Source organism: Sphingomonas hominis, from assembly GCF_013328205.1.
GTDB classification, from domain to species: Bacteria; Pseudomonadota; Alphaproteobacteria; order Sphingomonadales; family Sphingomonadaceae; genus Sphingomonas; species Sphingomonas hominis.
In genome coordinates, this window is the sequence record NZ_JABULH010000005.1 from 252569 (window position 1) to 265347 (window position 12779).

A 12779-nucleotide genomic window follows, 5' to 3' on the forward strand; every position below is an offset into this window, starting at 1 on the left:
ACACGTGGCCGACGACCTGACGCTTACCCGCGACGCTCCCCCGGCGGAGGTGCCGCGCGACCGCGGCGGGTTCGATTGGTGGGGGGAGGCCAAGGGACTGTTCTGGCTGATCCTGGCGGTGCTCGGCTTCCATTCCTTCATCGCCAAGCCGTTCTACATCCCGAGCGAATCGATGCTGCCCGGGCTGATGGTCGGCGACCGGCTGGTGGTGTCGAAATTCGCCTTTGGCTGGTCGTTCGTCTCGCCGACGATCCCCGATCCGGTCGCGATCGTGCGCGACGTGGTGTTCCACCAGCCGGTCGAGAGCTGGTCGGTGCAACTCCCCTTCATCCGCGGCCGCGTATGGGGCAGCCTGCCCGAGCGCGGCGACGTGGTGATCGTGACCCCGCCGGGATCGTCGAGCGATTACATCAAGCGCGTGATCGGCCTGCCCGGCGACACGTTGGAGGTGCGCGGCGGCACGGTGTTGTTGAACGGCGTCGCGGTGCCGCGCGGGCCCTTGCACTACCGTGACCTGCCCGTCGACGCGAACGCGACCTGCGATCCCGCGCAATATCCCGGCGCGAAGCGTGTGCTGCCCGACGGACACAGCGTCTGCCACCTGCCGATCGTGACCGAGACGCTGCCGAACGGCCGCCGCTACGACACGGTCGATCTCCAGCCCGACTCGCCCGGCGACGATTACGGCCCGGTTCGGATCCCCGCCGGCCGCGTGTTCCTGATGGGCGACAATCGCGATCGCTCCGCCGACAGCCGCTTCGCGCTCGGCGGCTTCGAGCGTGGCTTAGGCGGGCCGGTGCCGGTGGAGAATTTGGGCGGCCGTGCGGAGTTCATCACCTTCTCGGTCGACGGCAATGCGACCCTCAACCCGCTCACCTGGTGGCCGTCGCTGCGCTCGGGCCGTGCGGGCAGCTCGCTCCACCCGGAACGCGTGCAGTGAGCGGCGAGCACGACGACCGTGTCAGAATCGTGTCCGGCGCGAGCCCGCACGAGGTGCGCGACCCCGCCGTCCGTGCCGAGCTGACGCGCGCCGCGGTGTGGCTCGGCCTCGCCGGCGCGATCGCGCTGGTCGTGCTGCTGGTCCAGCCGCTGCTCGTCATCTTCGCCGGGCTCGTGTTCGCAGCGCTGCTCGACGGCGGGGTGCGGTTGCTCGGGCGCGTGCTGCCGATCGGACGCGGGTGGCGGCTGCTGATCGTCTGTTTGCTGACGCTCGCCTTCCTGGTCGGCACCTTCTATCTCGCCGGTGTTCAGATCACGCAGCAGGTCATGCAGCTGCGCTCCACCGTGGAGACACAGGTAGTCCGCGTGTCGGGCTGGCTGTCGTCGCAAGGGCTGATGCCCGGCGCATCCGACCTGAACGGGATCGCGCGTCAGGCGCTCGGCTCGGTCGGCAAGGTCACCGCCTGGGTCGGCACCGCCTTCGGCGCGCTCACCACCATGTTCATGATCATGGTGATCGGGCTGTTCGTCGCGATCGACCCGCGCGTCTACGATCGCGGTTTTCAGTGGATGATCCCGGAGGACAGCCGCGCCGAGGTCGCGGTGACGACGCAGCGGATGGCGCGCACGCTGCGCCGCCTGCTCGCCGGACGGTTGATCGGCATGGCGTTCGAAGGCGTGGTGATGGGCGTCGCCTTGTGGATCGCGGGCGTGCCGATGGCGCTGATCCTGGGCATCGTCACCGGGCTGCTCGCCTTCATCCCCAACGTCGGCGCGTTCGTGTCGGGCGCGATGACGATCGCGGTCGGTTTCTCCGCGGGCGTGCACACGGGCGTGCTGGCGATCCTGATCTACATCGCGATCCAGGTGATCGACGGTTACCTCGTGATCCCCATGGTGGCGAAGCGGACGGTGGACCTGCCGCCCGCGCTGACGCTCGGCACGCAGATCCTCGCCAGCGCCCTGTTCGGCATCATCGGGCTGGCGCTCGCCGACCCGATGACCGCGATGCTCAAGACCGCGATGGAGCGCCGGTCGGAGAAGGTCGAAGGCGAGGATACGGGAGAGGCTGCGTGAACGAGATCGTGCTGCACGATTACTGGCGCTCGTCCGCGGCGTACCGCGTGCGCATTTGCCTGAACCTCAAGCAGGTGCGCTATAGCTCGGTGGCGGTGAACCTGCTGGAGGGCGCGCAGCGCGGCGACGACAATCGCGCGATCAATCCGCAGGGGCTGGTGCCGACGCTGGTGGTCGACGGCCACGCGCTGACGCAGAGCCTCGCCATCATCGACTGGCTCGACGCGACCTTTCGCGAACCCGCGATGGTGTCTGCCGACCCGCTGCTGCGCTCAGGGCAACTAGCGCGCGCGCTGGTGGTGGCGGCCGATATCCACCCAATCGACAATCTTCGCGTGTTGAAACGGTTGGAGCAGCAGTTCGGCGCCGATCAGCAAGCGCGCGACGATTGGTACCGTCACTGGGTGATCGAGGGGCTCACCGCGATCGAGGAAATGGCGGCGGACACGCCCACCGGACCGTTCCTAGGCGGCGAGGCGCCCGACATCGCCGACCTGTGCCTGGTGCCGCAGCTCTACAACGCGCGCCGCTTCGACGTGGCGCTGGACGACATGCCGCGGTTGCGCGCCGCCGACGCCGCGATGGCGGCGCTCGCCGCAGTCGCCGCCGCGCACCCCGATCGCGTGCGGCCGGCCTGATCGCTACAGCTACCAACCAGCGACCACCGGCTGCGCGATCGTGACATCAACCCGTTACATCACGCACCTATCCGCGACACGATGATGGCGACGAGCGGGGGTTCGCGGGACGGAGCACGTCCGGGCGCGGACCAGACCCACGATCCTGCACCGATGCGCGCGCTGGAGCCGATCCGCCGCCATGCCCCGCGCTGGCCGCGCGTGCTCGCCACCGTGATGACGGGCGCGATGCTCGCCGGATTGACGCACGAATTGTTCGACGACGGGCTCACCGGGCTGACGCGCACGCTGCCGCGCGGCCCAGGCTTCTACCTGTTGTTCCTGCTGTCCTATTTCACGCTGCCCGCGGTCGATTTCCTGATCTTTCGCCGCTTGTGGCACGTGCCCGCCGCGGCGTTCGGCGCACTCAATCGCAAGCGCGTCGCCAACGACCTGCTGATCGGCGTCACCGGCGACCTGTATTTCTACGCCTGGGCGCGGCAGCGCTTGAACATGGTGGCGTCTCCGTTCGGTGCGGTAAAGGACGTGACGTTGATGTCGGGCATGGCGGGCAACACCGCCGCGATCCTGCTCGCCGCGATCGCGCTGCCGCTCGGCCACCAGTTAATTGACCCGGAGGTGCTCAGCGCGATGCTGTGGTCGCTCGCGCTGACGGGCGCGGTGGTGGGGCTGGTGCTGTTCCTGTCGCCGATCGTCTTCTCGCTGCCGGGCCACGACCTGTGGTGGATCTACCGCTGGTCGCTCGCCCGCATCGCGGTTGGCAGCCTGTTGCTGGCACTCGCCTGGCATTTCGCGCTGCCGGACGTCTCGGTGCTGATGTGGCTGTTCCTGATGGCGGGCCGATTGCTCGTGTCGCGGCTGCCGTTCCTCCCCAACAAGGAGGCATTGTTCGCCAACTTCGCCATCCTCGCAATCGGCCACGACCGCGCCTTGTCGGAGTTGATGGCGTTCACGGCCGCGTCAACCTTGCTGGCCCATATCGTGGTGACGGGCGTGTTCGGCGCGAGTCCAGTGTGGAAAAGGATCAAGGCATGGCGAAATCCCGAGTGACCTGGCTGAGCGGGATCATCCTCGCCACCGCCGCGACCGCCGCAACCGCCGCGATGCCGGCCGGCGCGCAGGTGCTGGGCGGTGACGCGGCGGCGTGCGGCGGCGGGCAGGGGCCGGCGATCCTCGCCACCGTTACCGGGCTGAAGGATGCGCGCGGCGCGATCAAGCTGGAGCTCTACCCCGCGACTGAGGCCGATTTCCTCAAGGATGACAAGAAACTGCTGGCCGAGGGAAAGGTGTTCCGCCGCATCACGGTCGCCGCGCCCGGCCCCGGCACCGCGCGGCTGTGCATCCGCGCGCCGCGTCCCGGCCGCTACGCCTTGTTCTTCGGCCACGACCGCGATGGGAAGCGCAAGTTCGACTTCTGGGTCGACGGCGCGGGCTTTCCCGGCAACCGCCGCATCGGCCGCTCGCGCCCCAAACTCGCCGACGCGCTGATCCAGGTCGGTCCCGGCGTCACCGCCACCACGATCCGCGTGCAATATCTGCGCGGACTCGGCGGCTTCGGGTTCTGACGCGCGTGCGGATCGTTGAGGTCAACGAACTGTATTCCCCGACCGGCGGCGGCGTCCGGACCTACGTCGATGCCAAGATGGCGATCCTGGCTGCGACCGGCCACGAGCTGGTCGTGATAGCGCCCGGCCGCCGCGATCAGGTGATCGAGCGCGCGAGCGGCGGACGCGTCATCTTTGTCAAATCGCCCGGCATCCCGTTCGACCGCAATTACGGGCTGTTCCGCGATGCCGCACCGGTCCACGCGCTGCTCCATCAGCTCGAGCCCGACGTGGTGGAGAATTGCTCGCCGTGGCGCTCGGCCGGGATCGTCGCCGACTGGTCGGGACCGGCGCTCAAATCCTGGTTCCTCCACAACGACAATCTCGACGCTTATCCCAAGCGCTGGTTCGGCCGCGTCGCGTCGCCCGCGCGGATCGAGCGCGCGTTCGACTGGTACAACCGCTATCTCGACCGCTGCTTCGCGCGTTACGATGCGGTGATCGCCAACGGCCCGGTGCTGTTCGACCGCTACCGCGCGCGCGGGGTGCGCGTCGACGCCGCGATCCCGCTCGGCATCGAGCGGCAGCGCTTCTCCCCCGACCTGCGCGACGAAGGGTTGCGCGCCTCGATGCTCGCCGAATGCGGGCTGCCGCCGACCGCGCACCTGCTGCTCGGGATCGGGCGTCACCACCCGGAAAAGATGTGGCCGACCGTGATCGACGCGGTGCAATGCGCCGGCGCGCGATTGCCCGTCGGTATGATGATGCTGGGGCAGGGACCCGACACGGCGGCGCTGGAACGTCATATCGCGCGCAGCCCGCATATCCGGCTCTACCGTCCGGTGTACGACCGCCGCCAGCTCGCGACCTTCATGGCGAGCGCCGACGCGCTGATCCACGGCAACGCCACCGAGACGTTCGGGCTGGTCGCGTCCGAGGCGCTGGCGAGCGGATTGCCGCTGATTGTACCCGACGCGGGCGGCGCGCACGCGATCGCGCGTCCGCCCTTTGCCGAAATCTACCGCCGAGGCGACGCGCATGACGCGGCGGCGGCGATCGTGCGCCTGTTCAGCCGCGATCCCGCGCTGCTGCGCCGTGCGGCGCGCGTGGCGGCGGTGCACGTTCGCTCGGACGAACAACACGCCGCCGACCTGGTTGCCTTCTACGCCGAACGCATCGCCGCGGGGCACGCCGGACGGACGCGACGATCGGCCTGACGCGGCAAACGTCGCTCGCCGAGGCGCTGTCACGATAGCATCACGGACGTCCGGCAAGGGTGGCGCCTACTCGGGGAAGGGACAGAAACCTTGACGCTCACCACCACCAGGCGCGCGCTGATCGCCACCGGCACGCTCGGGCTCGGCGCATTGTCGATCCCCGGCCTCGCGCAGGTCGTGCCGACATTGGGCGCGACCGGTTTCACCCACTCGGTCGCGAGCGGCGAGCCGGGGCAGGACACGATGCTGCTGTGGACGCGCTACGTAGCGCCGCGCGGCGACTCGGCGAAGCTGGTGGTGGAATTGAGCGAAACGCCCGATTTCGCACGCGTCGCAGCGACAGGCGCGGAGATCACCGGTCCGTGGCGCGACTGGACCACGAAGATCACCGTCTGGGGGCTGAAACCCGGCACGCGCTACCATTACCGCTTCGTCGCGCCCGACGGCACGCGCTCGCCGACCGGCACCACCAAGACGCTGCCGCAAGGCGCGGCGCGCTCGTTCAAGGCGGCGATCTTCTCCTGCTCGAACATGGGCTACGGCTGGTTCAACGCCTACGCGCACGCCGCCGCGCGCGACGACCTCGATCTGGCGGTCCATCTCGGCGATTATTTCTACGAATATTCGCCCGGCACCTATCCGCCCGCGAACGTCGCGGTGCCCGGCCGCGTGCCGCAGCCGATGGGCGAGACGATTCACCTCGCCGACTACCGCCTGCGCTACGCCAGCTACCGCGCCGACCCCGACCTGCAAACACTCCACGCGCGCGTGCCGTGGATCGTGCAATGGGACGATCACGAGAGCGCGAACGATTCGTGGGAAGGCGGCGCGCAGAACCACGATCCCGCCACCGAAGGCGACTGGAACACGCGCCGTGCCGCCTCGGTCCAGGCATATCGCGAGTGGATGCCCGTCTCAGACGAACCGTGGAGAGCGTATGAGATCGGCCAGCTAGCGACCTTGTGGCGCACCGAAACGCGGCTGTTCGCGCGCACGCGCCAGACCGAGATTGCCGAGCTGCTCAAGGCACCCGACCCTGCGGCCGCAATGCGCGCGTTCCGCGACGGCGCGTGGAGCGATCCCGCGGTGACGATGATGGGGACGCAACAGGAGTCCTGGCTGTTCCACGACCTCCGGCGCTCGGTCAAGGCGGGGCAGCGCTGGCAAGTGGTCGGCTTCGGCACGATCATGGGCAATCTGTCGACGCCCAAGGCGGCGGGTGACTGGCTCGCGGGATCGAGCCCGCGCGCGCAAGGCTATATCAAGGCCGGGATCATGGCGGCGCAGAACGGGCTGCCGTCGAACCTCGATTCGTGGGGCGGCTACCCGGCGGCACGCCGGCGTTTCTTGCAGGCGGCGCAAGCGGCCGACGCCGAGCTGGTCGTGCTGTGCGGCGACAGCCACAATGCCTGGGCGTTCGACCTGGCGCAGGACGGCGCGGCCGGCGTCGAGTTCGCCGGCCACGCGGTCAGCTCGCCCGGCTATGAGAGCGCGCTGACGCAGGACCCGAAACTCGTCGCGCGCGTGCTGGTGGAGGCGAACCCGGAGCTGAAATGGTGCGACACGTCGCGCCGCGGCTATATGGCGATGACGATCACGCCCGACCGGGTCAGCAACGACTGGCTGTTCGTCGACACGATCCGCCAGCGCACCCCCGCCGCCAGCATCGGCCACACCGCCACCGTGATGCGCGGGCGTCGGCGGATGGTGGCGTAAGCCGCCCTCGTCATCCCGGGCTCGATCCGGGATCCCGCTTCTTCGTCGCTGGAAGATAGCGTCACCCCGGATCAAGTCCGGGGTGACGGTTCACTTGTTACCCCCGCGGCCGCGTCCACAATTCCGCCGGCCGCGGCGTATCGGAAAGCGCCATCCGCCCGCGCGCCGCGACCCAGCTGCGCGCGATCCACGCGAGCTTTTCCCACTTGCTCGTCGTCACCCGGTGGTCCCACGCCGCACCCCCGCGCTGCGCCACCTTGCGCGCGATATCGCCGTAGATGCCCGCCGCCGCCAGCACCGCCCAAGCCGACCGCCTGGACAGCGCCTTGGTCCCCACCCGCGCGCTCGCCTCGTGCATCTCCGCACGCGTCGCCAGCCGGCGCGCGAGCACCGCCAGCCGGTCGCGGAACGGCGGCTTCATGTGCTGCCCCGGCGGCATGTCCATCTCGACCAGCCACTCGACCGGCAGGTAGCAGCGCCCGGCGCGGTCATCCTCCTCGACGTCGCGCGCGATATTGGCGAGCTGGAACGCGAGCCCCAGGTCGCACGCGCGGTCGAGCGTTTCCTCGTCGTCGGGCGACACGCCCATGACGAGCGCCATCATGCACCCGACTGCGCCCGCGACGTGGTAGCAGTAACGGTACAGATCATCCTCGCTGCGCGGTCGCCACTCCTCCGCGTCGAGCTGGAACCCGTCGATCAGGTCGTGCGCCAGCGCGCGCGGCAGCTTCACCTCGGCCGCGACGATCCGCAGCGCGTCGAACGCCGGATCGCCCACCACCTCACCGTCGAGTGCCAGGTCGGTCAGCCGCCGCACCTCGGTGACGCGTGCTTCCGCGTCCGCCACGCGGCGCATCCCGTGGCCGTGGTCCTGTCCGTCGACGATGTCGTCACAGCGTCGGCACCAGGCATAGAGCAGCCACGCACGCTCGCGCGTCTCGCGGTCGAACAGTTTCGACGCCGCACCGAAGCTCTTCGACCCGCGCGCGATCGACTCTTCCGCCGCCGCGACGATCGCGTCGCGCGACGGCAGCGCGGGCGCAGCTCCGGCGTGTGCGCTCAAAGGTCCTCCGCCGCCATGCGCACGATCGGCTGCGTCGGGCGGTGATCCGCCATTTGGTCGAGCAGCGCGTCGAACGTGTCGGCGACGATCAACAGGTCGCGGTGCTGCGCGCGCAGGAAACCGACTTCGCCCATCTTCTCCCAGAAGGCGATCAGATGGTCGTAATAGCCGCGGGCGTTCAACAGCCCGACCGGATCGGCGTGATAGCCGAGCTGCGCCCAGCTCAGCGCCTCCCACAATTCGTCCATCGTGCCCGTGCCGCCGGGCAGTGTGACGAAACCGTCCGACAGATCGGTGAACGCGCGCTTGCGCTCGTGCATGCCCGTCACGACGTGGAGCTCGGTCAGTCCGCGGTGCGCGACCTCGGCGTCGACCAGCGCCTGCGGGATGATGCCGATCACCTCGCCGCCCGCCGCCAGCGCGCCATCGGCGACCGCGCCCATCAACCCCAGCCGCCCACCGCCGTAGACGAGGCCGATCCCGCGCCGCGCGAGTCCCTCGCCGACTTCGCGGGCGAGATCGACGTAAGAGGGATCGGCGGGGGTGGCGGAACCACAATAAATGGCGAGACGCTTCATGCCCGCCCCGCTAGGCGAAGCGACGCACGCCGACAACCGTGCGCCGCTTGCAGGTCACGCCGCGACGGGCGTGCGATACCCTTCCAGCATCAGCGCCGCGGTCGCCTTGGCGCTGCCGACGACGCCCGGAATGCCCGCGCCCGGATGCGTCCCCGCGCCGGTGAAGAACAGGTTCGAAATCGCATCGTCGCGGTTGTGGACGCGGAAATAGGCGCTCTGTGTCAGAACCGGCTCGAGGCTGAAGGCGCTGCCCAGATGCGCGTTCAAATCGTGCTGGAAATCTGTCGGCGCGTAGCTGAACTTGGTGACAATCCGCGAATGGATGTCGGGGATCAGCCGCCGCCCGACCTCGTCGAGGATGCGCTTCTCCAGGATCGGCTTCACGGTTTCCCAGTCGCCGGTGAACTTGCCCATGTGGGGGACGGGCGCCAGCGCGTAGAAGGTCGAATGTCCCTCGGGCGCCAGACTCGGGTCGGTGACGGTCGGATGGTGGAGGTAGAGCGAGAAATCCTCGCTCAGCACGCCGTGGTCGTAGATGTCGTCGAGCAGCCCCTTATAGCGCGGACCGAACAGGATCATGTGGTGCGGGATGCCCGGCCACGTGCCGGTCACGCCGAAATGGACCACGAACAGCGACGGCGAATAACGCTTGCGTTCCAGCTTGCCCGCAGTTCGCCTCGCCGCCCCCGAATCGGGCAGCAGGTCGCGATAGACGTGCATGATGTCGGCGTTGGCGGCGATCTGGTCGACCTCCTGCCGGTATCCGCCCGCGGTCTGCACCGCGGTCACGCGGTCGCCCAGCGTCTCGATTTTCGAAACCCGGTCGTTCAGCCGCAATTTCCCGCCCAGCCGCTCGAACAGCGCGACCATGCCCGCGACCAGCCGGTTGGTGCCTCCTTGCGCGAACCACACGCCGCCGTCGCGCTCCAGCTTGTGAATCAACGCGTAGATCGCGCTGGTCGTCATCGGGTTGCCGCCGACGAGCAGGGTGTGGAAGCTGAGCGCCTGCCTGAGCTTCTCGCTTTCGACGAACTTCGACACGATCGAATAGACCGAGCGCCACGCCTGATATTTGGCGAGCGCGGGCGCAGCCTTCACCATCGACGCGAAATCGAGGAACGCGACATGGCCGAGCTTCTCGTAACCCTCGCGGTATACGCCCGCCGAATAATCGAGAAAGCGGCCGTAGCCCGCGACGTCGGCTGGATTAAGCTTCGCGATTTCGGCGCGCAGGATCTCGTCGTTGTTGGTGTAATCGAAGCTGGTGCTGTCGGGCCAGTGGAGCCGGTAAAAGGGCTGCACCGCCTCCAGCACGACGTCGTCGGCCATGCGGTTGCCCGACAGGTTCCACAATTCCTCCAGGCACGCCGGGTCGGTAATGACGGTCGGGCCGGCGTCGAAGGTGAAGGTCCCGGCCTCGGTCGCGCGTTCCCAATAATAAGCGCGGCCACCCGGCTTGTCGCGCGATTCGAGGATCGTCGTCTCGACCCCGGCGGACTGAAGCCGGATCGCGAGCGCGAGCCCGCCGAAGCCTGCGCCGATCACCACTGCACGCGTCATGATGCATCCTTCAAAGCGTGAAGCGCGCGCCCGATCGGGACCGGCGGCTTGCCGGCGAGCACGCGCATCTTGTCGAGCGTCGTCGAACGGCCCGCGTAGAAACGCGACACCAATCCGGGACGAAGGCGGTAGAAACGTTCCAGCACGCGGTAACGCTCCGCGGGCTCGGCCGCCTTGAACAGCATCAGGTCGAGCATGCGGTAGAATTTCCGCTCGCGCCACGCTTGCCGCGCGTGCGCGTGGGTCAGGTCGTGGAGCGCCGCGCCAGACAGGTCGTTCGCGTCCGCGATCAGATGCGCGAACCGCACGGCGTCGGGCAGCGAGTAGCCGGTGGTCGGATGAAACATCCCTGCGCGCCCACCCGCCTTCGCGACCTTGCCGGTCGAGCGCCAGTACGCCTCGAAATCGCCGCCGAGCACCACCGGCAGCACGCCATGTTCTTCGCGCAGCGGATTGCCGACCGTCCAGCTCGCGGCGCTTGCATAATCGCCGATACGGGTTCGGATCGCGGGCCGATCGAGTTCGGGCGTGTCGCTGTAATAGGTATCCTCGATCAGCAACGTGTCGGCGGAGAAGGGCAGCAGATAGACGAAGCGATAGCCGTCGAGTTGCTCGACCGTCGCATCCATCACCACCGGCCGCGCGACGCCGTGCCCTGCGGTTACGCTCAGCTCCTGCCCGACGAATTTCTGCCAGCCGCATTCGAGCGCGGCGAGGTCGCCGGGCCCGCGCGCGTCGATCACGCCGCGCGCCTCGACGCGGTCGCCGTCCGCCAGCACCACCGCGGTCGCGCTGCACGCCAGCACCTTGCGTCCGGTCATCAGCGCGAGCGCGGGCAGCGTCGCGCGCAGATGCGCGTCGAGCCGTTCCGAGCGCACCGTATAATAAGCCTGCGCGAGCGTCCGCGCGTGCGCGGGAAAGCGGACGTCGTAATCGGGCCAGGCATGCGCGACGATCGGCGCGATCAGCGGGCGATGCGCCTTCACCACGTCGGCGCCGAAGAACGACCACAGGTGATGGCCGCCGAACGTCTCGCCGCCCTCGATCACGCGCACGTCGAGATCGGGCCGCCGCGCGTGCAGCGCGAGCGCAATCAGCGATCCGGCAAGCCCGCCGCCGACGATCGCGACATCGCAGAGGATGGTGGAGCGCATTGCCGATCCGCCTAGCCGATCGGGGGGCGAGCGGGAAGGTCCGGTGTGGGATTGTCGGGGCGGACGGAGGCGCGCGGGGCTTGATTTCCGCGCCATCCTCGCGGACGGCTGCGCCCATGACCGATATCGAAGAGTTGAAGGCGCACTACCTCGTCGCGATCGACGCATGTGCCGGGCTGGAGGCGCTGGAGACGGTGCGCGTCGAGGCGCTCGGCAAGCAGGGCCGCGTCACCGCGCTCTTGAAGACGATGGGTGCGCTGTCGCCGGAGGAGCGGCAGGTGAAGGGCCCCGCGATCCACGGCCTGCGCGAGGCGGTCACGTCGGCGCTCGCCGCCCGCCGCGCCACGCTGGAGAACGTCGCGCTCGAAGCAAAGCTCGCCGCCGAGCGCGTCGACGTGACCTTGCCGGTCGACGTGATGTCCACCGGCAGCGTCCACCCCGTCAGCCAGGTCATGGACGAGCTGGCCGAGATCCTCGCCGACCTCGGCTTCGCGGTCGCGACGGGGCCGGAGATCGAGGACGACTGGCACAATTTCGGCGCGCTCAACATTCCAGACACGCATCCCGCGCGCGCAATGCAGGATACGTTCTACCTCGAGCCACAGGCGAGAGCGGCCGGCGACGCGCCCAGCGCGTCGTCCGACGGCGCGGGCCAAGCGGGGCCTGCCCCCTTCGTCCTGCGCACGCATACGTCCCCCGTGCAGATCCGCACCATGATGCAGCAGCAGCCCCCCCTGCGCATCATCGCGCCCGGTCGCGTCTACCGTTCGGACTGGGACGCGACGCACACGCCGATGTTCCACCAGATCGAGGGGCTGGTAATCGACCGCGGCATCACGCTCGGCCACCTCAAATGGACGCTGGAGACGTTCCTGCGCGCTTTCTTCGAGCGCGACGACGTCGTGCTCCGCCTGCGCCCGAGCTATTTCCCCTTCACCGAACCCTCGGCCGAGGTCGACGTCGGCTTCACGATGGAAAAGGGCAAGCGCGTGATCGGCGGCGACCCGAACGGCCCTGGCGGCGGCTGGATGGAGGTGCTGGGCAGCGGCATGGTCCACCCCAAGGTGATCGCCGCCTGCGGGCTCGATCCCGCCGAGTGGCAGGGCTTTGCCTTTGGGTGCGGGATCGACCGGCTTGCGATGCTCAAATACGGCATCGACGACCTGCGCCCGGTGTTCGAGGGCGACCTGCGCTGGTTGAAGCATTACGGCTTCGCCGCGCTCGACGTACCCACGCTGTCAGGCGGCGTCGGCACCGCCTGAACCAGCCTTTCCTTTTACCGACCCGCCCCTC

Annotated in this window: 12 protein-coding genes; 8 read left to right on the forward strand and 4 right to left on the reverse strand. The window is 68.8% G+C overall.

Translation table 11 applies throughout. The annotated features are described in order from the left end of the window. Window positions 1–4 precede the first annotated feature (4 nt). The 7 genes from lepB to HRV97_RS13040 all read left to right on the forward strand — a co-directional run bounded on the left by lepB (window position 5) and on the right by HRV97_RS13040 (window position 7131). Entirely contained in the window at window positions 5–940 is a 936-nt protein-coding gene (lepB, locus tag HRV97_RS13010) for a signal peptidase I (protein WP_425505772.1), read from the forward strand. Beyond that, a complete protein-coding gene (locus HRV97_RS13015) occupies window positions 937–2016 on the forward strand; it encodes an AI-2E family transporter (RefSeq protein WP_174194692.1) in 1080 nt (359 codons plus the stop codon). The genes lepB and HRV97_RS13015 overlap by 4 nt, the downstream gene beginning before the upstream one ends. Further along, on the forward strand, window positions 2013–2654 hold the full coding sequence (gene maiA / locus HRV97_RS13020) for a maleylacetoacetate isomerase (protein ID WP_174194693.1): 642 nt from the start codon (window positions 2013–2015) through the stop codon (window positions 2652–2654). The genes HRV97_RS13015 and maiA overlap by 4 nt, the downstream gene beginning before the upstream one ends. Before the next feature lie 153 nt (window positions 2655–2807). Further along, a complete protein-coding gene (locus tag HRV97_RS13025; RefSeq protein WP_174194694.1) occupies window positions 2808–3704 on the forward strand; it encodes a hypothetical protein in 897 nt (298 codons plus the stop codon). Next, on the forward strand, window positions 3686–4219 hold the full coding sequence (locus tag HRV97_RS13030; RefSeq protein WP_174194695.1) for a DUF2141 domain-containing protein: 534 nt from the start codon (window positions 3686–3688) through the stop codon (window positions 4217–4219). The genes HRV97_RS13025 and HRV97_RS13030 overlap by 19 nt, the downstream gene beginning before the upstream one ends. Window positions 4220–4224: 5 nt before the next feature. After that, window positions 4225–5415: a glycosyltransferase gene (locus HRV97_RS13035; RefSeq protein ID WP_174194696.1), complete on the forward strand. Its 1191-nt coding sequence runs from the start codon at window positions 4225–4227 to the stop codon at window positions 5413–5415. Window positions 5416–5505: 90 nt separating this feature from the next. Beyond that, a complete protein-coding gene (locus tag HRV97_RS13040; protein ID WP_174194697.1) occupies window positions 5506–7131 on the forward strand; it encodes an alkaline phosphatase D family protein in 1626 nt (541 codons plus the stop codon). Between the two features lie 97 nt (window positions 7132–7228). Here the strand turns inward: HRV97_RS13040 and HRV97_RS13045 are convergent, their stop codons facing one another. Genes HRV97_RS13045 through crtY form a run of 4 tightly spaced genes read right to left on the reverse strand, consistent with a single transcriptional unit; the run spans window position 7229 to window position 11486 of the window. Next, window positions 7229–8194, reverse strand: a complete 966-nt coding sequence (locus HRV97_RS13045) for a phytoene/squalene synthase family protein (protein WP_174194698.1) — start codon at window positions 8192–8194, stop codon at window positions 7229–7231. After that, window positions 8191–8772: an LOG family protein gene (locus tag HRV97_RS13050; RefSeq protein ID WP_174194699.1), complete on the reverse strand. Its 582-nt coding sequence runs from the start codon at window positions 8770–8772 to the stop codon at window positions 8191–8193. Before HRV97_RS13050 ends, HRV97_RS13045 begins: the two co-directional genes overlap by 4 nt. Window positions 8773–8826: 54 nt before the next feature. Continuing rightward, entirely contained in the window at window positions 8827–10332 is a 1506-nt protein-coding gene (locus HRV97_RS13055) for a phytoene desaturase (protein WP_174194700.1), read from the reverse strand. Beyond that, the gene (gene crtY / locus HRV97_RS13060) at window positions 10329–11486 is read right to left on the reverse strand and encodes a lycopene beta-cyclase CrtY (RefSeq protein WP_174194701.1); all 1158 of its coding nucleotides are present in this window, start codon (window positions 11484–11486) and stop codon (window positions 10329–10331) included. The genes HRV97_RS13055 and crtY overlap by 4 nt, the downstream gene beginning before the upstream one ends. Before the next feature lie 116 nt (window positions 11487–11602). Here crtY and pheS point away from each other — a divergent pair, with 116 nt between their 5' ends. Then, entirely contained in the window at window positions 11603–12748 is a 1146-nt protein-coding gene (gene pheS, locus HRV97_RS13065; protein WP_174194702.1) for a phenylalanine--tRNA ligase subunit alpha, read from the forward strand. Window positions 12749–12779: the final 31 nt, after the last annotated feature.